The sequence below is a fragment of the Bradyrhizobium mercantei genome, from assembly GCF_001982635.1.
GTDB classification, from domain to species: Bacteria; Pseudomonadota; Alphaproteobacteria; order Rhizobiales; family Xanthobacteraceae; genus Bradyrhizobium; species Bradyrhizobium mercantei.
In genome coordinates, this window is the sequence record NZ_MKFI01000006.1 from 317,811 (window position 1) to 344,346 (window position 26,536).

Annotated in this window: 27 protein-coding genes and 1 riboswitch; of the genes, 16 read left to right on the plus strand and 11 right to left on the minus strand. The window is 66.2% G+C overall.

The window, feature by feature from the left end:
• Positions 1-9: 9 nt before the first annotated feature.
• On the minus strand, positions 10-510 hold the full coding sequence (locus BI327_RS28260; RefSeq protein ID WP_076864551.1) for a DUF2938 domain-containing protein: 501 nt from the start codon (positions 508-510) through the stop codon (positions 10-12).
• Complete coding sequence (locus BI327_RS28265; RefSeq protein ID WP_076864835.1) at positions 503-1,366, minus strand: class I SAM-dependent methyltransferase; 864 nt, start codon at positions 1,364-1,366, stop codon at positions 503-505. Before BI327_RS28265 ends, BI327_RS28260 begins: the two co-directional genes overlap by 8 nt.
• A 98-nt stretch (positions 1,367-1,464) precedes the next feature.
• On the opposite strand from BI327_RS28265, the gene BI327_RS28270 reads away from it, so the two are divergent.
• Positions 1,465-1,902, plus strand: coding sequence for a helix-turn-helix domain-containing protein (locus BI327_RS28270; protein WP_076864552.1), 438 nt, complete (start codon positions 1,465-1,467; stop codon positions 1,900-1,902).
• Between the two features lie 69 nt (positions 1,903-1,971).
• Here the strand turns inward: BI327_RS28270 and BI327_RS28275 are convergent, their stop codons facing one another.
• From BI327_RS28275 to BI327_RS28285, 3 genes are all read right to left on the minus strand, one after another.
• On the minus strand, positions 1,972-3,186 hold the full coding sequence (locus tag BI327_RS28275; RefSeq protein ID WP_076864553.1) for an MFS transporter: 1,215 nt from the start codon (positions 3,184-3,186) through the stop codon (positions 1,972-1,974).
• Positions 3,187-3,383: 197 nt separating this feature from the next.
• Positions 3,384-4,628, minus strand: coding sequence for an MFS transporter (locus BI327_RS28280; RefSeq protein ID WP_076864554.1), 1,245 nt, complete (start codon positions 4,626-4,628; stop codon positions 3,384-3,386).
• 251 nt (positions 4,629-4,879) lie between these two features.
• On the minus strand, positions 4,880-5,377 hold the full coding sequence (locus BI327_RS28285; protein WP_076864555.1) for a type II toxin-antitoxin system HicB family antitoxin: 498 nt from the start codon (positions 5,375-5,377) through the stop codon (positions 4,880-4,882).
• Positions 5,378-5,455: 78 nt separating this feature from the next.
• Between BI327_RS28285 and BI327_RS28290 the strand changes: the two genes are divergently transcribed.
• Both BI327_RS28290 and BI327_RS28295 read left to right on the plus strand, forming a co-directional pair.
• Positions 5,456-6,328: a protein-L-isoaspartate O-methyltransferase family protein gene (locus BI327_RS28290; protein ID WP_083742243.1), complete on the plus strand. Its 873-nt coding sequence runs from the start codon at positions 5,456-5,458 to the stop codon at positions 6,326-6,328.
• A 97-nt stretch (positions 6,329-6,425) separates the two neighbouring features.
• Positions 6,426-8,495, plus strand: coding sequence for a prolyl oligopeptidase family serine peptidase (locus BI327_RS28295; RefSeq protein ID WP_076864557.1), 2,070 nt, complete (start codon positions 6,426-6,428; stop codon positions 8,493-8,495).
• A gap of 6 nt (positions 8,496-8,501) precedes the next feature.
• Here the strand turns inward: BI327_RS28295 and BI327_RS28300 are convergent, their stop codons facing one another.
• Entirely contained in the window at positions 8,502-9,176 is a 675-nt protein-coding gene (locus tag BI327_RS28300; protein ID WP_076864558.1) for a DUF938 domain-containing protein, read from the minus strand.
• Between the two features lie 264 nt (positions 9,177-9,440).
• Here BI327_RS28300 and soxX point away from each other — a divergent pair, with 264 nt between their 5' ends.
• The 9 genes from soxX to BI327_RS28345 all read left to right on the plus strand — a co-directional run bounded on the left by soxX (position 9,441) and on the right by BI327_RS28345 (position 15,910).
• The gene (gene soxX / locus BI327_RS28305; RefSeq protein WP_076864836.1) at positions 9,441-9,731 is read left to right on the plus strand and encodes a sulfur oxidation c-type cytochrome SoxX; all 291 of its coding nucleotides are present in this window, start codon (positions 9,441-9,443) and stop codon (positions 9,729-9,731) included.
• 31 nt (positions 9,732-9,762) lie between these two features.
• Positions 9,763-10,257 carry a thiosulfate oxidation carrier protein SoxY gene (soxY, locus tag BI327_RS28310; protein ID WP_076864559.1) on the plus strand — a complete coding sequence of 165 codons (495 nt, stop codon included), beginning with the start codon at positions 9,763-9,765 and terminating at the stop codon, positions 10,255-10,257.
• 27 nt (positions 10,258-10,284) lie between these two features.
• Positions 10,285-10,596, plus strand: coding sequence for a thiosulfate oxidation carrier complex protein SoxZ (gene soxZ, locus BI327_RS28315; RefSeq protein ID WP_016848045.1), 312 nt, complete (start codon positions 10,285-10,287; stop codon positions 10,594-10,596).
• Complete coding sequence (gene soxA, locus BI327_RS28320) at positions 10,593-11,450, plus strand: sulfur oxidation c-type cytochrome SoxA (protein ID WP_076864560.1); 858 nt, start codon at positions 10,593-10,595, stop codon at positions 11,448-11,450. The genes soxZ and soxA overlap by 4 nt, the downstream gene beginning before the upstream one ends.
• Positions 11,447-11,761, plus strand: a complete 315-nt coding sequence (locus BI327_RS28325) for a hypothetical protein (protein WP_076864561.1) — start codon at positions 11,447-11,449, stop codon at positions 11,759-11,761. Before soxA ends, BI327_RS28325 begins: the two co-directional genes overlap by 4 nt.
• Positions 11,762-11,795: 34 nt before the next feature.
• Complete coding sequence (gene soxB, locus BI327_RS28330; RefSeq protein WP_076864562.1) at positions 11,796-13,544, plus strand: thiosulfohydrolase SoxB; 1,749 nt, start codon at positions 11,796-11,798, stop codon at positions 13,542-13,544.
• A complete protein-coding gene (locus BI327_RS28335; protein WP_083742244.1) occupies positions 13,541-13,990 on the plus strand; it encodes a DsrE family protein in 450 nt (149 codons plus the stop codon). Before soxB ends, BI327_RS28335 begins: the two co-directional genes overlap by 4 nt.
• A 130-nt stretch (positions 13,991-14,120) precedes the next feature.
• Positions 14,121-14,564, plus strand: coding sequence for a DsrE family protein (locus tag BI327_RS28340; protein ID WP_076864564.1), 444 nt, complete (start codon positions 14,121-14,123; stop codon positions 14,562-14,564).
• A gap of 305 nt (positions 14,565-14,869) precedes the next feature.
• The gene (locus BI327_RS28345) at positions 14,870-15,910 is read left to right on the plus strand and encodes an MBL fold metallo-hydrolase (protein ID WP_076864565.1); all 1,041 of its coding nucleotides are present in this window, start codon (positions 14,870-14,872) and stop codon (positions 15,908-15,910) included.
• Positions 15,911-16,097: 187 nt separating this feature from the next.
• Here BI327_RS28345 and BI327_RS28350 read toward each other — a convergent pair whose 3' ends face one another.
• From BI327_RS28350 to BI327_RS28360, 3 genes are read right to left on the minus strand one after another with little or no spacing between them, the layout of a single operon-like run.
• On the minus strand, positions 16,098-16,925 hold the full coding sequence (locus BI327_RS28350; protein ID WP_076864837.1) for an ABC transporter substrate-binding protein: 828 nt from the start codon (positions 16,923-16,925) through the stop codon (positions 16,098-16,100).
• A 2-nt stretch (positions 16,926-16,927) separates the two neighbouring features.
• Positions 16,928-17,701 carry an ABC transporter ATP-binding protein gene (locus BI327_RS28355; RefSeq protein ID WP_076864566.1) on the minus strand — a complete coding sequence of 258 codons (774 nt, stop codon included), beginning with the start codon at positions 17,699-17,701 and terminating at the stop codon, positions 16,928-16,930.
• Positions 17,698-18,741, minus strand: a complete 1,044-nt coding sequence (locus tag BI327_RS28360; protein WP_076864567.1) for a FecCD family ABC transporter permease — start codon at positions 18,739-18,741, stop codon at positions 17,698-17,700. Before BI327_RS28360 ends, BI327_RS28355 begins: the two co-directional genes overlap by 4 nt.
• A 112-nt stretch (positions 18,742-18,853) precedes the next feature.
• A riboswitch (cobalamin riboswitch) is annotated at positions 18,854-19,051 on the plus strand.
• A 168-nt stretch (positions 19,052-19,219) separates the two neighbouring features.
• Here BI327_RS28360 and BI327_RS28365 point away from each other — a divergent pair.
• Both BI327_RS28365 and BI327_RS42800 read left to right on the plus strand, forming a co-directional pair.
• The gene (locus BI327_RS28365; RefSeq protein ID WP_394329889.1) at positions 19,220-21,418 is read left to right on the plus strand and encodes a TonB-dependent receptor; all 2,199 of its coding nucleotides are present in this window, start codon (positions 19,220-19,222) and stop codon (positions 21,416-21,418) included.
• Positions 21,419-21,582: 164 nt separating this feature from the next.
• A complete protein-coding gene (locus tag BI327_RS42800; RefSeq protein WP_089025610.1) occupies positions 21,583-21,753 on the plus strand; it encodes a hypothetical protein in 171 nt (56 codons plus the stop codon).
• Positions 21,754-21,868: 115 nt separating this feature from the next.
• Here BI327_RS42800 and BI327_RS28370 read toward each other — a convergent pair whose 3' ends face one another.
• Positions 21,869-23,158: a hypothetical protein gene (locus BI327_RS28370; protein ID WP_076864569.1), complete on the minus strand. Its 1,290-nt coding sequence runs from the start codon at positions 23,156-23,158 to the stop codon at positions 21,869-21,871.
• 172 nt (positions 23,159-23,330) lie between these two features.
• Between BI327_RS28370 and BI327_RS28375 the strand changes: the two genes are divergently transcribed.
• Positions 23,331-24,563 (plus strand): MFS transporter, encoded by a 1,233-nt coding sequence (locus tag BI327_RS28375; RefSeq protein WP_076864570.1) that lies wholly within the window; start codon positions 23,331-23,333, stop codon positions 24,561-24,563.
• 142 nt (positions 24,564-24,705) lie between these two features.
• Positions 24,706-24,894 carry a hypothetical protein gene (locus BI327_RS41925; RefSeq protein ID WP_143271705.1) on the plus strand — a complete coding sequence of 63 codons (189 nt, stop codon included), beginning with the start codon at positions 24,706-24,708 and terminating at the stop codon, positions 24,892-24,894.
• 72 nt (positions 24,895-24,966) lie between these two features.
• On the opposite strand, the gene BI327_RS28380 is transcribed toward BI327_RS41925, so the two are convergent.
• Positions 24,967-26,535, minus strand: coding sequence for a CYTH and CHAD domain-containing protein (locus BI327_RS28380; protein WP_076864571.1), 1,569 nt, complete (start codon positions 26,533-26,535; stop codon positions 24,967-24,969).
• Position 26,536 lies beyond the last annotated feature (1 nt).

Genomic DNA, 26,536 nt, shown 5'->3' on the forward strand with positions numbered 1-26,536 from the left:
GGCTACCGGTTAGTGCCCTGACAGGCTGATGATCGCACCCGAAGCATAGAGCCCGACGCCGAACACGGTATGGGTGACCAGGCTCTGCAGCCGCGCGGTCCATGGATGGGACGTCCGGCTCGCGGCGATGCCCGCGCCCATCGCGGGCTGCAGCACCAGGAACGGTGCGGCCACACTGCCGATCCCGACCAGCAAGGCCGGTCCGATGGTCGGCTGCCGCGCCCAGTCGAGGCCGAAGAGCGCAAGCAGCACGCCGGCAAAGCCGATGCCGATCAGATAATGCGCGGCCCATCCGACGACCCGTTCGCCCGCAACCTGCGGCGACGCGGCGATGCGGTCGTGGCGCAGCCGCCCGGATGCGAGATGGCCGAGCCAGCGTCCGACCAGGGCATAGTCCAGCGACGGGATGCCGAGCAGGCGCTTGCGGACCATCCCCCAGATGTCCATCACGATGGTCGCACCGGTCCCGATCAGCACCGCGCTCACCGCAAACTCCATCGCGTCAGCCATGGGCGGTCTCGGCCGGCGAACGCGCGGCGACCACCCAGCAGGCGGCGGAGAAGCAAATCTCGGTTCCGTGGACGTAGCGAGCGAAAGCACCGCGCACGGTCTCGATTACCTGCGTACGACGCGGCTCCTCCATCCCCTGCAGCATCACGCCGACCGGCCCGAGCCGGCCGACGTAGCGGGTCAACTCTGTTGCCGGAAAGCTCAGGGCGATATCGACCGGCTCGATCGCGATCGCGCCCCAGCCGCTGTCTTCCAGGATGCGCGCGACCCGCGCCCGGTCCGCGAAGCCGAACTGCCCCGGCCCATCGGGACGCCGCGCGGGAAGATCCGGGAGCAGCGGCTTCGCCGCCCGCTCCGCCGTCGTCATGAAGGGATTCTCGGCCGCACTGCGCCAGACGACGAGGCGGAGCGCAGCACCCGGCCGGGCCGCGCGGCGCAAATTGGCGAACGCCTGCACCGGATCGGCGAAGAACATCACGCCGAGGCGCGAGATGATCATGTCGAAACTCGCCGGCGCGAACGGATAGGTCTGCGCATCGGCGCAGACGAAGCTGGCCGGCCGCCCTTCCCGCTCGGCGCGGGCGCGGGCTGCTGTGATCATCGGGGCGGAGATGTCGATGCCGGTGCAATGTCCCTGCGGGCCGAGCGCACGAGCGACGGCGAACGTCGTGGCGCCGGTGCCGCAGCCGATGTCGAGCACATCGCGAGCCCCGGCATCGGACACCGCGCGAACAAGCAGCTCCTCGAGCGGCCTGAACATCGCCTCGAGCACGTCGCGGGTCTCGACCCAGGCCCGTCCCGCGGCGCCATTCCAGAGTTTGACCTGCTCGTCTTCGGCCTGCGATGCGGTACTCATGATCTCGTCCTTCTTGCCTGGTCTGTTGCCTTGATGCTTGCCTTGCGCAAGCCGTTGGCGGCACACTGCCAGTTCAAGTGAACTTGAGGTCAAGGGCCATGCGAGACGTCGACATTGCGGAGGTGGCGGAACTGTCGGGCGTACCCGCCTCGACCTTGCGCTTCTACGAGGAGAAGGGGCTGATCGCCTCGCATGGACGGCGCGGGCTGCGCCGCCTGTTCGATCCGGGCGTGCTGGACCGGCTGGCGCTGATCGCGCTCGGGCGCGCATCCGGCTTCTCGCTCGACGAGATCGCAAGGATGTTCGCGCCCGACGGCAAGCCGCGCATCGACCGGAAGATGCTCTCGGCCAAGGCCGACGAACTGGACCGCACCATTCGCAGGCTCAACGCGATGCGTGACGGCCTGCGCCATGCCGCGGTGTGCCCGGCGCCGAGCCATATGGAATGCCCGACCTTCCGCCGCCTGCTGCGGGTCGCGGCGGCCGGCAAGATGGAGACGCCGAAGACGACGAAGAAGTCACGACGCAAATTGTAGCCCGGATGAGCGCAGCGACATCCGGGATGGTCCCGGGCGCGGCCCCGGATATCGCTTCGCTCATCCGGGCTACTTCCCCTTCGTCATGATCGTCACCGCCGCGATCAATTCGAGGGCAATGCAGCCGTAGAACGGCAGCGTGTAGCTGCCGGAGAGATCGTGCAGCAGCCCGATCACGCCGGGACCGAACGCATAGGTGATCTGGTTGATCGCGGTGATCAGGCTGACCAGCACGCCGAACGCGCGCGGGTCGAATTCGCGCTGCACGATCAGCGCCGGCAGCGTGATCAGATTGCCGACCGAGAAGCCGAACAGCGCGCAGGCCGCGATCTGCACCACGTCATTGTGCACGTTGATGATGAGGGCGAGCGCGATCGCCTGGCTGGCAAAGGACAGCGCCGACGCCAGCCTCTGGTTGAGCTGGTCGATCACGAAGGAGAAGGAGACGCGGCCGACCACGGCCATCGCGGTCAACAGCGCCATCGCCACCGTGGCGCGCTCGCGGCCGATCACCTGGTCGAGATAGGCGATCAGGTGGACGATGAAGCCGACCTGGGCGAACAGCACCAGTGCAAACGCAATCGAGACCGAGAGGAAGCGGATGTCGCGCAGCGCATTGGCGCGCACTTGCGTTGGCGACGGCGCGTCGGCCGCCGCCGACGTCACCGCGTGCAGATGCGCCGGCGGCCGCCCGACAAAGATCAGGATGACAGGCACCATCACCACGACGAGCAGGACGGCAGCCGCGATCATCGCGCCGGAGAAGCCGAACGCGCCGATCCCGGCCACCAGTAGCGGCACGCCGACGATGCCGCCGAAGCTCGCGCCGTTCAGCGCCAGGCTGATCGCCATGCCGCGCTTCTTGTCGAACCAGAGGCCGAGCGTGTTGGTGATGATGCCGAGGCTGGTGCCGGCCCAGCCGAACGCCAGCAGCGCGTCGGCGAGATAGAGCTGCCACGGCTCGCGCACCTCGCCGATCGCAACCGCCGCGATCGCCATCGCGAAGGTGCCCGCGATCAGGCAGAGGCGCGCGCCGAACGCCTTGATCGCCTCGCTGACGAAGGCGACCAGCGCGGCACCGAACAGATAGAAGAAGGTCGTGCCCGACGAGATCAGCGACGCCGGCCAGCCGTGCAGCTTGTGCAGCTCGGCGACATAGACGCTCTGCCCGTAGAAGCCCAGGCCCCAGCCGAAGGTCGCAAGCAGGAAGCAGACGACGACGATGCGCCAGCCCTCGTAACCGAGCGAGGATTCGTCAGGCAGCGTGGGTGAGGATGCGTCCATTTCTTGCTCTTGCTTCCGACATCGTCATGACCGGGTTTAATCCGTTCTCATGATGTGGGAAGCCGTGCAAGCCGGTCATTTCGAGGCCGATCGAAGTGTCAGCACATGGCAGCAGCATGATCCGGAAAAGTGCGAAGCGGTTTTCCCTCGCGACAAACGCGAAGCGTTTGCGCGGAGATCATGCTTAAGACAAAGCTTTAGATGCTTGGGTCCGGGATTTCTTCCACCGCGCGCAATTTCGCGCGCCGCTTGGCGAATGACACGAACGACAGCACGGCAAGCCCGAGCAGCACCGGCGGGAACACCACCCAGTTGACGGCATTCCAGCCGTAATGCGCGAGCAGCTGGCCCGACGAGAATGAGCCGATCGCCATCATGCCGAACACCAGGAAATCGTTGAACGCCTGCACCTTGTTGCGCTCCTGCGGCCGGTGGGTTTCCAGCACCAGCGCGGAGGCGCCGACGAACGCAAAATTCCAGCCGATCCCGAGCACGAACAGCGTCGCCCAGAAGTGCGGCGCCGTGATGCCCGACAGTCCGATCATCGCCGCGACCGCCTCCAGCGCCAGCCCGAGCGCAACGATTACCGGCGCGCCGAACCGCGCGATCAGCGAGCCGGTGAAGAAGCTCGGGCCGTACATCGCCACGATGTGCCACTGGATGCCGAAATTGGAATCGCTGACCGACAGCCCGCACATCTTCATCGCGAGCGGCGCCGAGGTCATCACCAGGTTCATCATCGGATAGGCGATCACGCCGCACAGCGCGGCGGCAATGAAGCGCGGCTGTTTTGCGATCTCGAGCAAGGGACGGCCGCCATGCAGGTCCGCCGCCGCGGGCTTCGGCGCGTCGACGCCCGAGAGCACCGCCATCGCCACCAGCGCGACCAGCGCCTGCATCACGAAGGAGAACGCGAACAGATAGGGCGGCCAGATGTCCATGGTCCATTGCACGAGCTGCGGCCCGAGCACGCCGGCGAACACGCCGCCGGCCATCACCCAGGACACCGCCTTGGGCCGGAACGCGACGCTGGCGCCATCGGCCGCGGCGAAGCGGTAGGACTGCGCGACGGCGCCGTAGAGCCCGCCGAGGAAGGTCGCGCCGCAGAACAGCCAGAACGACGAATGCAGGATCGCGAAGGCGCCGAGCGCGCCGGTCAGCGTGCCGCAGAAGGTGCCGACGATGAAGGCGACGCGTCTTCCATAGGCGCGCGAGATCGCGCCGGTCGGCAGCGTGCCGGCGGCAAGGCCGAGCACATACATCGAGAGCGGCACCGTCGCGAGCGAGATGTCAGGCGCCAGCGTCGCGCCGACGATCGAGCCGGTGGCGAAGATCACCGCCGAATTGGCCCCGGTCAGCGCCTGCGCCGCCGCGAGCCGCCACACATTGCTGCGCGCCCGCGCGTCGTCGCTCGCCTCATCCGCAGCTGTCACGTCGATCATCGGCCTTCCCGCCCTGAAGCCCCGGCGGGAGCCTCCAATCGCCGGCACTATGGAGAGCGGGTAGCGGCCGATCAACCGGCGCAAACGGACGAAGGCCATGCGGGAGGCGCACGAGGGGATGGCCCACTCCGTCATTCCGGGGCTCGCGAAGCGAGAGCCCGGAATCCATTCATCCACGGAGCGTGCGGAGCAATGGATTCCGGGCTCGCGCCAAGAGGCGCGCCCCGGAATGACGCGAGGGTGCAATCGCTTTACCGCACCGGCTTCTTGCCCGGCCGCTTCTCGGCGCGCAGCGCGCCGGTCTTGTGCACCTTGGAGCGCGGCGCGATCGGGGCGCCGCGCGGATAGCCGCCCGGCCATTCCAGCGCGAGCGAGCTCGCGAAGCCGAAGAAGCTCGAGCGGCTCATGCCGAGCTCGGCGGCGCGCTTGTCGATCCGTGTGATCAGGCTTTTCGGCAAGTAGACATTGACGCGCTCGGATGGATCCGGCGGATCGACGCCGACCATGAAGAAGGCGGCGACGTCGGAGCCCTTGGGCGGCACGATCCGTTCGATCGGCGTCGGCTCCGGCAGCGCATGGCCCTGCTCGACCCAGCCGTCGACCGCCTGCGCCAGCGCGTGCTCGGCACGCTCGATCGCCGCTTCCTGCGACTTGCCGCCGGCGACGCAGCCGGGGAAATCCGGAAACCACGCCCCGAACGCGCCGCGCGGACCGCGCTCCAGCACGGCGGGATAAAGCCGTCTCTTCATTCTGGCCTCCGTCGTCCGAGTATGCTATTTCACACACCTCGGTGTGTCAAATCACACAACAAGCAGGAGCGTGCGGCAATGGACCCGCAAGCCGAACTCCGCATCGTCCGCGCGGCCTATGCCAAGCAGATCCTGGCCGCCGCCAATGTCGTCAACGCGCGGCTGATGGAGGCCTTTGCCGCCATTCCGCGCGAGGACTTCGTCGGCCCGGGACCGTGGATGATGCTGCGATGGTGGACCCGCGATTACGTGCCGACGCCCGATGCCGATCCGGTCTATCTCTACACCAACGATCTCATCGCCTTGCGGCCCGAGCGGCGCCTCAACAACGGCCAGCCGTCGCTGCACGCGCATCTCATGCACCAGGCCGCGCCTGCCCGTGGCGAGCACGTCGTGCATATCGGCACGGGCACCGGCTACTACACGGCAATTCTCGCTCATCTGGTCGGACCGTCCGGCCGCGTGACCGGCGTCGAATACGACCCGGACCTTGCGGCGCGCGCCCGCGCCAATCTCAGAGCCTACGCCAATGTCGAGATCATCGAAGGCGACGGCACGCTGGTCTCGTTCGATCCAGCCGATGTGATCTACGTCAACGCCGGCTGCACCCGGCCTGCCGCGCGATGGCTCGACGGCCTCGCCGATGGCGGCCGCCTGATCCTGCCGCTGACATCCGACGAAGGATTCAAGGGCGGCGCGCCGGAGCAGGTGGCGCGCTCCGGCGCTGTATTCCGGGTCCGACGCGAGGGCGCAGAGTATCACGCCGACTGGATATCACCGGTCGCGATCATTCCCTGCGACGGCGGCCGCGACGAGACGTCGGAAAAGGCGCTGGCCGAAGCCTTCGCCCGCGGCGGCTGGCAGAAGGTGACGCGGCTCACCCGGGACGCCGGGATTCCCGAAGAGCGTTGCTGGCTGCGCGGGGATGGGTGGTGCCTCGCCTACAGTTGATCCGCACGTGGCGTCCTCCCGCGGGCCCCACAATAGACAGGAGGCGAGTGCCCGCGTAAATCAAGGAACCGTCACCAGACCTGATGGAGCCAGTGCTGTGTCCTCAGACGAAAGGCCCACTCTCGCTGCCCCCGACGATGATCCCTATCTGTGGCTGGAGGATATCGAGGGGAAGCACGCGCTGGAGTTCGTCGAGCGGCAGAGCCGGCTGACGCTGGAAAAATTCGGCGGCGCGCGATTCGCAGCCGATCGTGATGAACTGGCGGCGATCTATGACCGCCCGGACAATATCCCCTATGTCACGCGCCGCGGCGGGCTGCTCTACAATGTGTGGAAGGACGCGAAGAATCCGCGCGGCCTGTGGCGACGAACGACCCTCGAGGAATTTCGCAAACCACATCCCGAATGGGACATCCTGCTGGATGTCGACAGGCTTGCAGCCGACGAAGGCAAGGACTGGCTGCTGAGCTGGACGCACGCGCCTCCCGAGGCGGCATCACGTGCTATCGTCGGCCTGTCGCGTGGCGGCAGCGACGCCGCCATGCTGCGCGAGTTCGATCTGGAGGCGAAGCGCTTCGTTGCCGACGGATTCGTGCTGCCGGAAGCAAAGAGCGGTGCGGAATGGGCCGATGCCGATACGCTGCTGCTGTCGAGCGCGCTCGGCGAGGGCATGGCCACGTCCTCCGGTTACGCGCGAACCGTACGGCTGTGGCGCCGTGGTGAGCCGGTCGAGCAGGCGCCGGTGGTCTTCGACGCCCCCGCCGATCATATGGCCGTGTACTGCGGCGGCGACCGGACCGGACCGCTTCCTCGCTTCTGGTTCACCGATCGAATCGATTTCTTCAACCTGCATGTCTGGCTCGGTGACGCGACCGGTGGCAGAACCAGGCTCGATCTGCCCACCGACATCTGGCTCGAGGCGCAGCGGGATTGGCTCGCGGTGAAACTGCGTTCGGCATGGACGGTGGCCGGGACGACCTATGCGGCGGACAGCGTGATCGGCATTTCGCTGTCGGCGTTTCTCGCCGGCGACCGCCGCTTCACTGTCATCTTCGAACCGGGTGCGCGTCGCGCGCTGCAGGGGTTCTTGTGGACCGCCGACCGGCTGATCCTGTCGATTCTCGACGACCTGCGGCCGGTGTTCGAAATCTGCACACCTGCGGCGGACGGCTGGGCGCACCAGCGGCTGCAAGGACTTCCCGAGATCGGCGTTGTCGACGCCTGGCGCTTTGACGTCCATGAGGCCGAGAGCAACGGAGACATGCTGGCCAACATCCAGGATCCGCTGACGCCGCCCTCGCTGATGTTGATCGAGCAAGTCGGAAGCCCGACGCTGCTGAAGCAGGCTCCGAAAACCTTTTCCGCCGACGGTCTCGTCATCACACAGCACGAGGCCGTCTCGGTCGATGGCGAGCGAATCCCCTATGTGCAGGTCGGTCCCACCACCGAAACCGGCGATGCTCCGGTCTATATGACCGCGTATGGCGGCTTCGGCCTTGCCGTGAAGCCGTATTACAGTTCGGCGCTCGGCAAGCTGTGGCTGGAGCGCGGCGGCACCACGGTGCAGGCCAACATCCGCGGCGGCGGCGAGTTCGGCACGCGCTGGCACGATGCCGGCCGCCATGCCGGCAAGCGGCTGTCGCACGACGATTTCGCTGCGGTCGCCGCCGATCTTGTCCGGCGCGGCGTCACCCGGCCGGGCCGCATCGCCGCGGAAGGCGGCTCGAATGGCGGCATCCTGATCACCAATATGCTGACCCGCTATCCGGAACGGTTCGGCGCCCTGTTCTGCACGATTCCGCTGATCGACATGCGCCGCTACACCAGGCTGTTGGCCGGCGCGAGCTGGATCGCGGAATACGGCGATCCCGACAAGCCGGAGGAATGGGACTGGCTCAAGACCTATTCGGCCTATCATGCAGCGAAGCCGGGACAGCATTATCCGCCGATCCTGATCGCGACCACGAAGCGCGACGATCGCGTGCATCCTGGCCATGCCCGCAAGATGACCGCCAAGCTGCAGGCGATGGGGTACGAGGCCTATCTCTATGAGGCGGCCGCCGGAGGTCACGGCTTCGGCAAGGACAACCAGGAACGCGCGACCTTCATCGCGCTCGGCCACACCTTCCTGAGGGAGAAGATCGGCTGGATCGACGGCAATTCGTGAGCGCAGCTACTTCCGCACGAACATCAGGATCATGTTGTTGGCCGGCATCTCGAAGCTGCCGTCAAGCTTCAGGCCAACACGCTCCGCGAGCGTCTCGAGATCGGCGATGTCGCGCACGCCCCATTCGGCGTCGCGCTCGCGCAGCGAGGTGTCGAACACGGCATTGCTGAGCGCGGTGTGCTTGCCGCCGCGCTTGAACGGGCCGTAGAGGAACAGCCGGCCGTCGGCGCGCAGATGCCGCGCGGCGCCGGCGAACAGGCCCTCGGCGACGCGCCACGGCGCGATGTGGATCACGTTGGCGCAGAAGATCGCGAGCAGTTTGTCCGGACCTTTGCCGTCCGATGGCGCCGGCGACCAGGCCGGATCGGACAGATCGATCGGCTGCGGCGGCTGGATGTTGGCAAGGGCGGCATGCGCGCGCCAGGCCTCGATGCTGCGCAGGTGCGCGGCATGAAGGTCGCTCGGCCACCAGATGATATCCGGCGTCTGGCCGGCGAAATAGACGACGTGCTGACCGGTGCCACTGCCGGCTTCGAGCACCTCACCGGACCGGCCTGAGAGGTAATTCTTCAGGACCGCCCAGATCGGCTGGTGATTGCGGTGGAACGCCGCCGCGTCGAGCCGCCCGTCCGCCTCGACCGGGCTGCCGTCCTTGCCGAACTCCACCACGAACTCCGCCACGCCGCTTCTCCTCAAGGTCCAATCGCATCTCAACCGCACAAACATGACAGGCGGAAGGCGCGGGAGATCACTCCCGTTCCGGACCACCACGCTTCCATTAACCCCGTCGCAACGCGCCTATTCTCCGAGTTGCCAGCCGATGGCCTTTGTGCTTTCCACTCTTTATATTGCGATGGGATCATCGAGATTGAAGCCCGGGAAACGTCCTTGATCGCCACTTTCACCAAGCCAGCCTTCGTTCTGGCGCTGCTGGCGGGTACCGCCATGGCCGCGCCCGCGCAGGCCCAATCCGCCGCCGAGGGCCAGAAGCTCGCGTTCGACCGCGGCAAGGGTAATTGCCTAACCTGCCATGTCATCAAGGGTGGCGACCTGCCCGGCACGATCGGCCCCGAATTGACCGGGCTGAAGGCGAAATACAGCCGCGACGAGCTGGTTGCGATCGTGACCGACGAGACCAAGCGCAACCCGCAGACCGTGATGCCGCCGTTCGGACGAAACCGGATCTTGAGCGAGAAGGAAATCAACGCGGTGGTGGACTTCCTGCAAACGCTGTGACGCCGCGACGTCGCGTGAGGAGATTTTTTCGATGAACATCACGACCAGCGAATTTTCGACGACGCGCCGCCTGGTGCTGAAGTGCGCGGGCGTCGCCGCGCTGATCGGCCTCGGGGTCATTCCGTTCGACGTGCCGCAGGCGCTCGCCGCCGCCAACGACAAATATCCGGAAGAGGCGTTCAAGCAGAAGAACGAGGCCGACGCGATCAAGGCGCTCTACGGCAAGACCGCCGAGCCCTCGGACAAGATCAAGATGGACGCGCCTGAAATCGCCGAGAACGGCGCGGTGGTGCCGATCTCCGCCACCACGACGCTTCCCGACGTCACCACGATCTCGTTTCTGGTCAGCGAGAACCCGATCTCGCTGGTCGCCTCGTACAAGATCCCGGCCGGCACCGTGCCGAGCGTCGCCAACCGCATCAAGATGGCCAAGACCAGCAACGTCACCGTGATCGTCGAGGCCGGCGGCAAGCTCTACAGCGCCAAAAAGGAAATCAAGGTCACCGTCGGCGGCTGCGGCGGCTGAACGCGCAAACGATAAGGAAGCAAACCGATGGCATCGAGCATTCGCGTGCGCGCCACCTCAAACGGCGACACCACCGAGGTGCAGGCGCTGATCCAGCATCCGATGGATTCCGGCTTCGTCAAGGACGCCAAGGGCGAGATCATTCCGCCGCATTTCATCCAGCAGCTCACCTTCGAGTATGACGGCAAGCCGGTGTTCGTCGCCGACTGGGGCGGCGGCGTCTCCAAGGATCCCTACGTCAAGTTCGCCTTCAAGGGCGGCAAGAAGGGCGACGATCTGAAGGTCAGCTGGGTCGACAACAAGGGCGCGACCGACACCACCACGGCGAAGATTCAATGACGCGGCGCCTCGCAATCCGCGCAGCAATTGCCACGTTCGCGCTCGGCATGCTGGCGTGCGGGCCGGCGCGCGCGGCCGACAGCGTCGATCCCGCGGCCGACAAGGCCGCGTTCCAGAAATTCTTCACCAGCAAATTCCCCAAGCTGAAGCTCGAGGATTTCGTCAACGGTCCGTATTCGATGAATGAGGACCTGCACAAGCAGTGGGAAGAAAAGGAGCAATTTCCGCCCTACGAGTTCTCGCTCGAAGCCGGCAAGGAAATGTTCACGACGCCGTTCAAGAACGGCAAGACCTATGCCGACTGCTTCCCGAACAAGGGCATCGGCATCCGCCAGAACTACCCCTATTTCGACGAGAAGGAAGGCAAGGTCGTCACCCTCGAGCTCGCGCTCAACCGCTGCCGCGAGGCCAATGGCGAGGCGCCGTTCTCCTATGTGAAGGACGACATGGCGGCGCTGACCGCCTACATGGCGTTCACCTCGCGCGGCAAGCCGATGGACATCCAGATCCCGAACGATCCGCGCGCGCTTCAGGCCTATCAGAAGGGCAAGGAGTATTTCTACACCCGCCGCGGCCAGCTCAATTTCTCCTGCGCGACCTGCCACATCCAGAGCCCGGGCGAGCGGATTCGCGCCGAGGTGCTGGCACCGGCGCTCGGCATCCTGAACGCGATGCCGATCTACCGTTCGGAATGGAGCGGTATGGGCACCACCAGCCGCCGCTTCACCACCTGCAACAGCCAGATCCGCGGCGTGCCGCTCAATCCGCAGGACGACGAGTACCGTAACCTCGAATATTATTTGTCCTATGTCAGCAATGGCCTGCCGATTTCAGGCCCAGGAGCGCGGCCATGAGCGGGGCCATCAGAGCCATCTTCGCCGCATCGGCCCTGCTGCTCGCGACCGCAAGCACAGCGCTTGCCGCCTCCGAGGCCGACTACAAGGCGGCCTATGCCGCGGCTGAAGCCGCCAACAAGGAAGCCGGAGCCCTGCGCAACCAGTGGACCACCACGGCCTCGACGCTATCGGCCGCAAAAAAGGCCGGAGATGCTGGTGATTTCGACACCGCAGTCGCCCAGGCCAAGGAGGCCGAGGCGCTGGCAAAGGCATCGATCTTCCAGGCCACCAGCGAAAAGGAACGCTGGAAGGACATGGAAGTTCGTTAAAGGCGCGCAGGCCAGGGGCCGCGCGGAGAGAGTGATGATCATCCGCCGCCGGGATTTCCTGAGAGCTTCGGCCGCCGTGACGCTGACGGCCGGCCTGCCCCGCCTCGCGCGCGGCGCCGATACCGCGAGCGTCTACGACCTCGAACGCTTCGGCAACGCCCGCATCCTGCACATGACCGACACCCATGCGCAGCTGAAGCCGGTGTTCTTCCGTGAGCCCGGCGTCAATCTCGGCGTCGGCGCGATGGCCGGTCAGCCGCCGCATCTGGTCGGCAAGGCGTTCCTCGACCGCTTCGGCATCCGGCCGGACAGCGCCGACGCCTATGCCTTCACCTGCGTAGAGTTCGAGAAGGCGGCGATCCGCTTCGGCCGGCTCGGCGGCTTTGCCCATCTGAAGACGCTGGTCGACAAGCTGCGTGCCGATGTCGGCGAGAAGCGCGCGATCCTGCTCGACGGCGGCGACCTCTGGCAGGGCTCGGCGCTCGCCAGCGCGATGAACGGCGCCGATATGGTCGAGGCGGCCAATCTGCTCGGCATCGAGGCGATGACCGGGCATTGGGAATTCACCTATGGCGAGCAGGTGCTGCGCGACAATCTCTCCCGCTTCAAGGGCGAGTTTTTGGCACAGAACGTATTCCTGACCGAGGAAGCCGCGTTCAACGACGCCAAGGCGTTCGATCCGGCCTCGGGCCGCGTCTTCAAGCCGTCCACGATCAAGGAGATCGGCGGCCACCGTGTCGCGATCATCGGCCAGGCCTTCCCCTACGTGCCGATCGCCCATCCGAAGCGCTATACGCCGGACTGGACCTTCGGCATCCGCGACGAGGAACTGCAAAGGCTCGTCGACGGCCATCGCAACAACGACAAGGTCGAGGCGGTGATCCTGCTGTCGCATAACGGCATGGATGTCGACCTCAAGCTCGCCAGCCGCGTCACCGGCATCGACGTCATTTTGGGCGGCCACACCCATGATGCGATCCCGATCCCGATCACCGTGACCAATGCCGGCGGCGTCACGCTGGTCACCAATGCCGGCTCCAACGGCAAGTTCATCGGCGTGCTCGATCTCGATCTCGCCAAGGGCAAGGTCGCCAACATCCGCTACCGCCTGCTGCCTGTTTTCGCCGAGCTGCTGAAGCCCGATCCTGCGATGCAGGCGCTGATCGACAAGATGCGCGATCCGCATGCCGACGAGTGGGGCGACAAGCTCGGCACGGCCGACCGCCTGCTCTACCGCCGCGGCAATTTCTCCGGCACCGTCGATCAATTGATCTGCGACGCGCTGCTGAACGAGCTAAACGCCGAGATCGCGCTGTCGCCCGGATTCCGCTGGGGCCTCACCACGCTGGCCGGCCAGCCGCTGACCATGGAAGACGTGCTGTCGGAAACCGCGATCACCTATCCCGAGACCTACGTCGCGAAGATGACCGGCAGCCAGATCAAGGACGTGCTGGAAGACGTCTGCGACAATTTGTTCAACACCGATCCCTATTATCAGCAGGGCGGCGACATGGTCCGCGTCGGCGGCCTCGCCTACACCTGCACGCCGGGCGAGAGCGTCGGCAAGCGCATTTCCGAGCTGAAGCTCGGCAACGGCAAGCATCTCGAGGCCGGCAAGCACTACAAGGTCGCGGGCTGGGCCTCGGTCAACCAGCAGAGCGGCCCGCCGGTCTGGGATGTCGTCGCAAATCACCTGCGCTCCAGCCGGCCGCCGAACCGCGACGAGCCCGCCGTCACGCTGAAAGGCGTCGACGACAATCCGGGTATTGCGAGGCACGGGTGATGCGGCGCGTGCTGTTTGCTGCGCTCGGTCTTGCCGCGCTCGCGACGCCGCTCGCCCGCGCCCAGCTCGCGCCGTTGCAGGACAAGCCGTTCGCCGAGCACAAGGTCGTGCTGCAGCTCTCCGACAGCGACCCGAAGAAGCAGAGCCTCGTGATCAGCGTCGCCAACAATCTGATGAAGCATTACGACCCCGACAAGGTCGCGGTCGAGATCGTCGCCTTCGGCCCGGGGATCGAGCTGCTGAGGCCCGACAACCCGAACCGCAAGCTGGTCGAGAGCCTGGTGGCGCAGGGCGCGCGGGTCGACATCTGCCTCAACACCGTCGACACGATCGAACGCGACACCGGCAAGCGGCCGGACTACATCACAGCCGCCACCCCCGTGCAGGTCGGCGTCGCACAGATTTTACTTCTCACCGAGAACGGCTACACGCTGGTTCGGCCGTAACTGCCCCTACCGTCATTGCGAGCGAAGCGAAGCAATCCATGTTTCGCCGCAGGGATAGAATGGATTGCTTCGTCGCTTCGCTCCTCGCAATGACGAGGTAAGAGCGGCGGTCACATTGAGAGACTCTCCCATGCTTCGCCGTCTCGCCACTGCCGCGCTGCTTTCGCTTGCGTTAACTACGAGCGCACTCGCCGCCGATAAGCCGCACCACATCGCGATCCAGGTCGACCAGAACGACCCGCAGATCATGAATCTCGCGCTCAACAACGCGACCAACGTGATCGAATATTACCGCGCCAGGAACGAGGACGTGGAGATCGACGTCGTCACCTACGGCCCCGGCCTGAACATGCTGCGCAGCGACACCTCACCGGTGCAGGACCGCATCAAGCGGCTCAAGGATTACGTCTTCCCGGGCAAGATCCAGTTCTCCGCCTGCAACAACACCAGGCAGGGCATGGAAAAGGCCGAGGGCCACGCCATCTCCGTCGTCCCCGATGCCACCATCGTACCATCGGGCGTGGTGCATCTGATGGAGCTGCAGGAGCAGGGCTGGAGTTACGTGAGGCCTTAGGTCTGTCCTGCCACGATCTCGAAGCACATCCCGTCATCCCCGCGCAAAGGCTTCGCCTTTGTCGCTGGAGGAGCCGCGCAGCGGCGTCTCGAAGGATGGACGGCCCCGATTTCTCCGCGTCGCCATCGTCAAAGACACGGGCCATTCACCCTTCGAGACGGCTGCTACGCAGCCTCCTCAGGGTGACGGGGACGGGTCGGGGTGACGGATTCGGAGTCGCACGGGGATGGATTTGCTTTGAATGCACCCCATCTATGGAATAATATCCTCTCCCACGACTCGACCCGGAGAATAGGTAAGCCGCCATGATCTTTCGCCAGCTGTTCGACAGCGTGTCCGGCACCTACAGCTACCTGCTCGCCAGCCGCGCCGGCGGCGAGGCGCTGATCCTCGACCCGGTGCTGGAGAAGGCCGACCGCTACTGCAAGCTGCTGCAGGAACTCGACCTCCGCCTGGTGAAAGCCGTCGACACCCATCTGCACGCCGATCACGTCACCGGCCTCGGCGAGCTACGCGACCGCACCCAGTGCATCACCATCATGGGCGAGCAGAGCAAGGCCGACGTGGTGTCGATGCGCGTGTCCGACGGCGACAGAGTGACGATCGAAGGGCTCTGCCTCGAGGCGATGTACACGCCCGGCCACACCGACGATTCCTATAGCTATCTGATGGGCGACCGCGTGTTCACCGGCGACACGCTGTTGATCCGCGGCACCGGCCGCACCGATTTCCAGAACGGCAGCGCGCGGGCGCAGTACGATTCGATCTTCAACCGGCTGCTGAAGCTGCCCGAGGAGACCATGGTATTCCCGGCGCATGACTACAAGGGCGACACCGTCTCCACCATCGGCGAGGAGAAACGCTACAATCCGCGGCTGCAGGTGAAGTCGATCGACGACTATGTCGAGCTGATGAACAATCTCAATCTGCCGAACCCGAAGCTGATGGACGTCGTGCTGCCCGCCAACATGCATGTCGGCCTGCACCAGGACGAGCTCGCCAAGGAAGGCCTCTCGCTCAACGCGCGCGACGCCATCGCGAGCCTCGGCCGGCCCGATATCCTGCTGGTCGATTTGCGCGAGAGCGGTGAACGCGCCAAGCACGGCACGCTCGCCGGCGCCATGCACGCGCCCTATCCCGGGATCTGCGCCACCTTGCAGCCCGGCGGCATGCTGCGCGAGGTCGCGGCTGCGACCGGCCGCCGCGTGGTGTTCTTCTGCGCCTTCGGCGAGCGCTCGGCGATGGCGGTGGCTGCCGCGAAGAAAGCCGGGCTGGCGAACACCGCCCATATCGAAGGCGGCATCGACGCCTGGAAGAAGGCGGGCGGGCCGGTGGTGATGGGATGATCGGTTAACCGTTCGCCGACACGCATAAAGTATCTCGCCGTCACCCTGAGGTGCGAGCGGAGCGAGCCTCGAAGGGCGACGGCCACACTTCATCCGCAAGTATTTGGAAACATCCAGGCCGTGCATCCTTCGAGGCTCGCTCCGCTCGCACCTCAGGATGACGGTCTGAGACCGCACGGCGTATCCACTACCGCGTCACCCTTTTCAGCTCTTCCGTCAACCGGTCCAGCGCATCCGCCAGCATCACGCCGCCGCACACGGTGAGCCGCTCCGGCAGCACGATGCGCTTGCCTTCCGGATAGAAGCGCTCCAGCGCCGGATGCAGCAGGAAGGCGCGGCCGTCATCCTCGGCGCGATCGCCGGCCTCCGACACCAGGATGAAATCCGGCCGCAGTTTTACGATTGCTTCCAACGAGGCGAATCCGCCTGCGCCGACGCCGAGTTCGCTCGCCGCGTTGGAGAGACCGGTCGCAGCCAGCAGCGAGCTGATCAGGCTGCTGTCTCCCGGCACGAAGCCGCGCCGCTCCAGCGGCAATACGCGATAATGATGCACGTCCGCCAGATCGCGCGCCCGCGCAACGGCCGCATCGAGGCGCGCGATCTCCGCCTCGGCGCGATCCGGATGCTGCAGCACGTCACCCATCGCGCGGATCTGGTCCTTCACCTCGTCCAGCGTCCGCGGCACCGTGAATTCGACGAGGTGCAGCCCCTTGGCCTTCAGCAGATCGCGGGTCGCGCGCTTGTCGAACAGGCTGACCACGACAAGGTCCGGCTTGAGCAGCAGCACATCTTCGGCCTCGCCCGACAGGCGCGGATAGTTTCGCGCCTTGTCGGCGGCCCAGGATTGCCAGGCATCGCGCGAAAAGCGGCTGAGGCCGATGATCTGGTCGCGGTCGGCGAGCGACAGCACGAGCTGGTCGCTGCAGACATTCATCGAGACGATGCGGGGGCCGGCGGCGGACGCGGCGCCACACGACATCCATGCGGCCGCTGCCAGAGCTGCGAGACGCCGCATCATCAGACGTCCGCCCACGGCACGATGACGGCCTCGCGCTGGAATTCGGCGCGGTAGGCGCTGACCCGGAATACGCTGGCAAGAACGGCTTCCGACAGCGCCTCATCAGGCGCACCCTGTGCCGCCAGCCGCCCCTCCGACAGCACCAGCACGTGATCCGCAAAGCGGGCGGCGAGCCCGAGATCATGCGTCACCACGACGACAAGCACGCCGGTGTCGGCGACGTTGCGCAGCTTCTGCATCACGTCGATCTGGTGGCGCGGATCGAGCGAGGCGGTCGGCTCGTCGGCGAGGATCACGGGCGCCTCGACCGCGAGCACCCGGGCCAGCGCGACGCGGCTGCGCTCGCCGCCGGACAGCTCGGTGACGCGGCGATCGCTGAATTCCGTGACGTCGACCGCCTGCATCGCCCGCAGCACCGCCTCCATATCCCTGGGCGACAACCGCGCCGGATCGGTCGCGCCATGCGGATAGCGGCCGAGTGCCACGATGTCGCGCGCCGGCAGCGGCCAGTGCACCATGTGTCCCTGCGGCAGATACGCGAAGCGTTTCGCGCGCTCGCGCAACGGCAGCGACGCCAGCGCGTCGCCGCCGATCCTGATGTCACCATCGGAGGGAATCAGCCCGGCCAGCGCGCGCAGCAGCGTGGTCTTGCCGGCGCCGTTCGGCCCGACCAGCGCGACCAGATGGCCGGCTGCCAGCGACAGCGAGACATCGTGCAGCACCTTGCGGCTGCCGAGCGAGACGTTGAGCGCGGCCGCGGAGAGCAGCGTCATGCCACGCCTCCACCGAGCGCCCGGCGTTCGCGCATGATCAGATAGAGGAAGAACGGCACGCCGATGATCGAGGTCAGCACGCCGACCTTGATGTCCGAGGTCGAGGGGATGATGCGCACCGCGATATCGGCCGCGAGCAGCAGCGCGGAGCCGGTGAGCGCGCTCGGCACCAGGAGCCGCGCCGGATCGTGACCGATCGGGGGACGCATCAGATGCGGCGCGACCAGGCCGATGAAGCCGATCGTGCCGGTCACCGCGACCGCGCCGCCGACCCCGAGCGCCACGCCCGTGATGACGTAGAGCCGTAACCGTCCGACATCGACGCCGAGGCTCTGCGCCGCCTCCTCGCCGAGTGTCAGCGCGCGGAAGGCGCTGGCCTGGCTCAGCAGGATGGCCCCGCCCACGATGATGAAGGGCAGCGCCAGCGCGACGTGCTGGAAGCTGCGATCCTCCAGCGAGCCGAGCAGCCAGAACGCGATCTCGAGCACCACGAAGGGATTGCTGGAGAGGTTCATCACCAGCGCGGTCGCAGCTCCCGCGAAGCTCGAGATCGCAAGCCCGGCGAGGATCAGGATCAGCAGCCCGGCGTTGCGGCCGGCGATCGCGAGCAACGCGAACACCGAGCCGAACGCGGCGATGATCGCGACCACCGGCAGCGCGTAGGAGCGCACATCGGCGAGGCCCAGCGCGATCACCAGCACCGCGCCGAATGCCGCCGATTGCGGCGCGCCGAACAGCGACGGCGAGGCCAGCGGATTGCGTAGCAGCCCTTGCAGCGCCGCGCCCGACAGCCCGAGAATGCCGCCGATCGCGAACGCCAGGATGGTGCGCGGCAGGCGGATCTCGCGCACGATCACCTGCGCCACGTCGCTGCCGCCACCGAACAGCGCCTCGATCACCGCAAGCGGCGACAGCCGTACCGGCCCGATGCCGAGCGAGAGCACGCACAGCAGCACCACGAGCGCGAGCAGCGCCGCGGTGGCGCCCCACCGCCGCCGCGCCGCGACCTCGGCCGCCAAGGCAAAATCCTGCACGCTCATTGGATCCATGCTCTTACAGCGATCGCCGTGGCAGACAAGCGACACTCGACAAAAACCGGGGCCGTGCGGCCATCGCCCGACGTCCGCCGGATTGACTTTGCGGCCTGGCCGAACCCTAGATGAACATGACGGTTCTTTCATGAGATGAAAAGGGAATGCGGTACGGGGAAACTTCCCCAACGCCGCGGCTGCCCCCGCAACTGTATGCGGTGAATCCTTCGTCAGATGCCACTGGGAATCTCGGTCCTGGGAAGGCGACGAAGGGTAACGACCCGCGAGCCAGGAGACCTGCCGTCAGCCGTGGTCACACGCGATGATGCCGGTCGGGGAGTACAGGCATGAGCTTCACCTGATGCTGCAAGCACATGGTGAGACTGGTTCGCGGTGACGTGCCACCGACGTTACCGAGGTCTCGCCTATGTTCTCCTTCCCTACTCATCGGCGGCGCCGCGCGCTTCTGCTCGCGTCGACGATGATCATGCCGGCTATCATCATCTCAAGCGCACGGGCGCAGCAGGCGCCCGCTCCCGATCAGCTGCCGGCGATCGAAGTCACCAAACCGAGCGACCAGAATTTTACGCGGGCCAAGCCGGCCGCTGACGACGCGCCGGCGCCGCGCCGCCCGGCGCCGGGCACCGCGCAGGGCAGCAACACGGGCAGCGGGGCCGGATCGAGCGCGACGGGGACCGCACCGGTCACAGGAACCGGCGGCGGGCGCCAGTTCGCCGGCATCGTCGGCACCTCCTCGGCCGTGATCACCGCTGACGACATCGCGCATGCGCCGGTGCAGTCGCTGCCCGAGATCCTTGCGCAGGTGCCGGGCGTGCAATTGCAAACCCCCTATGGCGGCCCGAATGGCGCCAAGACCATGGTCGACCTGCGCGGCTTCGGTGCATTCGCGACCGACAACACGCTGTTCCTGCTCAACGGCCGCCGCCTCAACGACGTCGACAAGGCCGGCTTCGACCTGACTACCATCCCGCTCGATTCGATCGAACGCATCGAGATCACCCGCGGCAACAGCGGCGCGGTGCTCTACGGCGACAACGCAGTCGGCGGCGTGGTCAACATCATCACCAAGACCGGCGCCGGCGGCCCACCCGCCACGATCAGAGCCGAGGCCGGATTCGGTTCGTTCAACACCCGGATGGCCGCGGTCTCTGCGGCGCTCAATGCGGGGCCGTGGTCCACCTCGTTCTACGGCAACGGCATCAAGTCCGACGGCTACCGCGTCAACAATGCGCTCGACCAGCGCAACGCGGTCGGCAACGTCAACTACACCACGCCTGATCTCACCGCCTTCTTGACCGTCACCGGCAGCGACCAGAAGCTCGGGCTGCCCGGCGGGCGGCTGGTCGATCCGTCGATCGGCGTCAACGAACTGCTCACCGATCGCCGCGGCGCCGCAACGCCGTTCGACTATGCCAACCAGCAGACGGCCAGCGTCACCGCCGGCTTCACCAAGACGCTGATCAACGGCGTCGACCTCATCGTCGACGGCGGCTGGCGGCAGCGCGAGACGCAGAGCGGCTTCTTCGGCACGGTGCCGACCATCAGCTTCGCCTCGACCTACAACGACGCCGCGCTGCAGACCTGGTCGCTGACACCGCGGCTGAGCGTCAAGAATGTGGTGCTCGGGATGCCGTCGACGATCCTGACCGGCATCGACTATTACGATTCGACATTCCGCGAGGCGCGCGGCGCCTATCAGGGCGTCGACCCCTACCACATCTACAATATCGAGCAGCAGAGCGTCGCCGGCTACTGGCAGCATACGCTGGGCCTGCTGCCGACCACCGACTTCTCCTACGGCGCGCGCGTCCAGAACACCAGCGTCTCGGCGCGCGATCGCTACGACCCGAATGCGCCATTCGCATTCGACGCGCAGGCCGCGCCGCTCGACAGCAACGAGACGCAATACGCGCTGCATGTCGGCGTCGAGCATCGGTTCACCGACACATTTTCGGTTTTCGGCCGCGCCGCGCGCGCGTTCCGCACGCCCGATGTCGACGAGCGCGTCGCGTCGGGGCCGTCATTCGATCCGGTGACCTTCGCCCCGATCCCGCAGACCTTCCAGCTCAAGACCCAAACCTCGCAGGACGTCGAGGGCGGCTTCCGGGTCAAGACCAATCGCTTCCAGGTGCAGACCAGCGTCTACCTGATGGATCTGGAGAACGAGATCCATTTCAACCCGGTGCTGTTCTACAACACCAACCTCGACCCGACCCGCCGCTATGGCTCCGAGACCAGCGCCTCGCTCAAGGTCAGCGACACCGTCACCTTGCGCGGCGGCATGGCGATCACCCGCGCCGTGTTCCGCGAGGGCATCTGGGCCGGCAACGACGTGCCGCTGGTGTCGCGCTATACCGGCAATCTCGGCGTGACCTGGAATATCTGGCAGAACTATCTGGTGTTCGACGCCACGGTGCGGGCCTGGAGCTCGCGGATCATGGACAACGACCAGGCCAATACCCAGAGCCGGATTCCGGGCAACGCCACCGCCGATATCAAGCTGAGCGGGCAGGTCGACCGCTTCTTCTGGTCGCTCAGCGTCAACAACCTGTTCAACGCGCTCTACTACGACTACGCCATCGCGAGCACGTTCACGGAAGGCCGTTTCTCGGCCTATCCGCTGCCCGGCCGCACCTACATGGTCAAGGCCGGCGCGACGTTTTAGAGCATGATCCGACCATGATCCGGAAAGTGGGGACCGGTTTTGCATCATGCTCAAGCAAAGGGCGGGCGGCGGGTGATCCCGCCGCACCGATTGCTCGCGTTCCAACCACCCGGGAACTGGAGTAGAATTCCGGCAGCTGAATTTGACCCGCGCAGGGGAAACGCATGGCCAAGGCCGGAAAGACGAGCAAGGGCGGCGACAAGACCAAGGACAAGGCCGACGACAAGGCGACGAAGCCTCCGCCGCCCGCAGCGCAGGACGATGACTATTACGAGGACGGCGACATCGCCACGCCGAAGCTCGACCGCTACGGCAATGACGACGAGCCGCTGTAGGCGTTAAGCGAAATCCATCCCCGTCGTCCCGGCGAAAGCCAGGACCCATACGCCGCGGCGGATGTTGTGAATGGGACTCGTCATTTCGCCATCGCTCGCCAATGACCATTCGTGGTTATGGGTCCCGGCCTTCGCCGGGACGACGTGCTGAGGGATCGGGAATAAAATCTGCGCCCTCGATCATCCTGATGCTCGCGCGATCGAGCAGATGCGCGCCGAAGCCGCCGCGGGCCAGCGATGCGGCGATCGGCGGCGATGCCAGCAGCAGCACGGTCGTCATCGCGAGCGGCACGGCGCTGAGCCAATCGAGCCGGACCGGTGTCAATTCCTCCGCGCTGCCCCGATAGAGACCTTCGCCCGCGGCGATGCGGCCGCATTCCCGGATCAAATCGCGCCGCGAGCCGTCGCGCGACGCGCTGCCGAGCAGCGCCTGCATCGCAAGATGCGTCCGCACCCCGGCGCGACTTTCGGCCAGCGGCGCCGGCGTCTCGCCGAGCGAGACCCGCAGCAGCAGATCGACCAGATCGGTGCTCGACTGGTAGGCGTTCATCGGCTCGACCAGCCGCGGGTTGCAGTCGATCAGCAGCGGCGTCGCGCTGTCGAGCGGCATGATGACGTCGACCGAGAGCGCGCCGTGCCAGCGAAGATGCGCGCCGATGGTCTCGAGACAGGCGCGGATCGCCGGCCGGCTCACGCTCTCCTTGATCGCCTCGCCGCCGCCGACGCCGGCCGCGATCTGACGGTAGGCGTGGAAGCCAATCAGCGTGCCGCGGCAGAACACCGACTGCGCCTTCTCGACCGTGCCGGTGATGAGATCCTGCGCCAGCACTTCGCCGGCAAAATCGCCGGCGGATTCGAGATCGTAGAGCGCGCGATTGAGATCGCCGGCATCGCGCACGAACCAGATGCCGCGGCTCGCGGTGCCGACCGATGTCTTGACCACCGATGGAAACCGCAGGCCGTCGCGCAGCTCCTCGGCCGAGCGCACGATCCGGGTCGGCGGCTGCGGCAGGCCGAGCTGGTCGAGCAGCCGGCTGAAGCCGGCCTTGCTGTGCACGGCGCGATAGCTCGCGAAATCCGGCAGCGCCAGACCGCTGTGGGATGTCAGCCGCGCCGCGGCGCGCGCGAACAGGAAGCCCTGCTCATGGGTCGGCAGCAGCACGTCGAATTGCTGCGACGCCAACAGGCGCTCGACGAAGCGCAGGAAACCCGCCGGATCCGATCGCAGCGGCGGACAATGGTGATATTTGCGGACAAAGCGGGAATAGCGCGCGAGGCACCAGCGCGAAGGATCGCAGACCTCGACGTGATGGCCGGCCAGCCCCAGGATCGTGATCGCCTCGCGGCCGGAGGTGCTGGAGCCCTCCGACACCAGCACCCGGAGCGGCTTTTTGGCGTCGATCATGGCCGATCATCACCGCAGCGCCCCCCTTTGTCGCCGCCTTTAATGCCGCATGTGTCGATCCGGCACGCCCGCGCCGGGGGCAGCCATGCGCCTGCGTTCATGGACAATTAGCGGCCAGCCTCTATTTTCACGCCGCCCTGCCGGGCTTTGAAAAAAGTGGATTGTCAGAGACATGGTCGACATTCTGGCCGCACCGCAGCAAGCGAAAGCCGACAGCGCGCTGCGCACGCTGACGGGGATTTCGGTCGCCCATTGGGTCAGCCATTTCCATATCTTCGTGCTGCCGATGCTGTTCCCGTTCCTGAAGCAGCAGCTCGGCGTCGGCTATGTCGAGCTCGGTTTCGCGCTGACGGTGTTCGCGGTGGTCTCCGGGCTGACCCAGGCGCCGATCGGCTACCTCGCCGACCATATAGGGGCGCGCAAGATCCTCTTGATCGGGCTGACCGTCGGCGGCTGCGCGCTGATCGGGCTCGGCCTGCATCTGAGCTACGCCTCGCTGATCGTCTGCGCCGTGCTGCTCGGCCTCGCCAACAGCGTCTATCATCCGGCCGACTACGCGATCCTCTCGGCCCATATGGACGAGGCGCGGATGGGCCGCGCCTTCTCGATCCACACCTTTGCCGGTTTCCTCGGCGGCGCGGTGGCGCCTGCGATCATGGCAGCCCTCGTCGCCTCGATCGGCGGCCTCGGCGCGCTGATCGTCGCCGGCGCGGTCGGCCCGCTGGTGGCGCTGTTCCTGATCGTGCTCGGCATCCCCGATGCCGGCGCCAACAAGAACAAGCCGAAGGACGACGCGGCGGCGAAGGCCAGCGTGATCACGCCGGCGCTGATGGTGCTGACCGCCTTCTTCACGCTGCTCAGCCTGTCGACCTCCGGCATCAACAATTTCGGCGTAGTCGCGCTGATGGGCGGCTACGGCGCATCGTTCTCGACCGCCAACATCGCGCTGACCGCGTTCCTCGGCGCCAGCGCCGCGGGCGTGCTCGCCGGCGGCTATCTCGCCGACTGGACCCATCGCCACAGCCAGCTCGCCGCGGCCTGCTTTGCGGTCAATGCCGTGCTGGTGCTGCTGATCGCGCTGATGGATCTGCCGCCGGTGGTGCTCACGCTCGCGATGGGGCTGGCCGGCTTCCTCGGCGGCGTGATCGCGCCGTCCCGCGACATGATGGTGCGCAATGCCGCACCTCCCGGTGCCGCCGGCCGCGCCTTCGGCATCGTCTCCACCGGCTTCAACTTCGGCGGCATCGTCAGCCCGCTGCTGTTCGGCTGGATCATGGACCAGCACATGCCGCACTGGGTGTTCGGCGCCTCGGTGGTCTTCATGGTGCTGACCGTGCTGCTCGCACTGGTCACCGAGCGCAAGCCGCAGGCGTCCGAGGCTACGATCCAGCCGCAGCCCAGGTAAGGCGCACCCGCGTAGGGATCGCTCCGACCGGCGAGTTGCCGGCAATCGCCGTTTGTTGACGGGATTTCGCGACCGGCAACTGGCGCCTGCCACCCGGAAGCACTAGCTTTATTTCGACTCTTCCGAACCGGGGGAGGTTATTGTGCTTTCTGAGAAATTTTTCCTGTTTCTTGAAACGCTCATGAGCCACGCCGCCGACGACAACCCGGCCATAGTCAGCAGCGTGCCGCATATTCCGATTGTTCAGGAAACAGCTTTGGACAGCGCTGGAGCAGACGCGTCGTCGGAGCCCGCCTTGCCCGACGACGAAGTTCGGCCTCCGACGCCTTGATGGCGCGCCAGGCTAACCGCGCACCGACCTAACCTCCACAGGAGGCGCGGCGGACGATTGCCGCGACCAAACTCACCGGCCCCAGAACGCCGGCGTCGTCTTGAACCGCCGCCAGCTCTTGCGCAGCGTTTTCGCCACCGCAATCTGATCGCGGGCCAGCCAGCCGGCCATCGCGCCGATGCCGAGATGAAGCGCAGGCTGGTCGTCCTGCGCGACGGTGTGGAGCAGCACGCGCGTGCTGCCGATGTCGCACACCCGCCCGAGGCTGGTCTGCAGCCTGGCAAGCCGCTTCACGTAGCGCTTCGCTGGCGCGTGGGCGGCATAAAGCGGCAGGAAGAACTCCGCTGCATAGCGCAACTTCTTGAGATTGATCCGGAGATTATGCTGGGCGTGGATATCGAGCCGCCGGAAATGCGCGCCACGTTTCAACGTCTTGCGATGCAACCGGTCCAGAATTTGATCGGCCAGCACCGGCATCGGCTGCGACAGCACGGCCAGCGCTTCGCTGTCGATCTCGTTGCGCCAGCCGCGGCGTTCCACCAAATGGCCGAGCGAGAGCAGGAAGCGGCTGCAACGGGGATCGGCCAGCACGCTTTGCAGGGTGCCGTAGCTCGACTTCCGCTGCTGTTCGACCGCCTGGCGGAGACCATCGAGATCGATATCCGGAACCGCGCTGACCAGGCGTGCGATCGTCGATTCGGCGAACACGTCCCAATCGCGGGCCTTGCCGAGTTGCCGCATCAGCCATTTTGCTTCGCTGTCGACCGCCAGAAACGCCGGCGATGGAATGTCGCGCCGGAACAGCACGCAGATCGTCCGCAAGCGCCGCAAGGCGACCCGCATCTGGTGCACGCCTTCGGGGTCGGTCCCCTGCTCGGCCACCGCATGATTTTTCAGAAGATGATGCCAGCAGGAGCCGACCAGCCTTGCGATGACGTCATCGACCACAAGGTCCGCGGTGATGCCCGACGACTCGGCTTTCGCCGCCGATGGCGCGACATCGAACGCGAGCGCGTAGCCGCGTTCCGCCTTGCTGCGCGTGCCAATCTGCAGCGGCGCAGCATCGAGCAACTGCGTTCCGAGATCGAACAGGACGCCGGCATTGCCGCTCTTCAGTTCAATCTCGATTTCCGACAACACCTCCTGGCGCGCATCGGCCTCGATCGTCCCCTCGTCGAAAACGATTTCGACCGACGCATCGGGCAGATCGAGCTGCCGCGCGTGCCGGCGCACTTTTGTCGCGAAAACCGGCACCAGCGCGTCGTTGCTCAGCGTCGCCACGGGATCGCCGACCTCGTCGGCGGGAAAACGCGCCAGATCCGGGGTGATGCCCTCAACCGGCATCTCCCATTGGCGTCGCATCAGAGGCTGCGCGCTGTTGGGTGGAAGCTTCAGCGTCTGGATGAAGTTCTTGCCGCTGCGGCGCACGCGCAGCGACATGCCATGCCGAAACAGCAGGCGTTCCGCGGTGTCGTAATAGACCGTTTCCAGCCGGTGAAATGCGCCGCGATTGCGCGCATGCTGCACGATGCAGGGAACCTCGCGCAGTTTTTCGAGGCTGCCTTGCGGCGCAAGCAGCTTGAGCTCGATTTCCGCCTGATCGCCATGCCCAACGGCAAAGGCATTGCTCGCATCGATCACG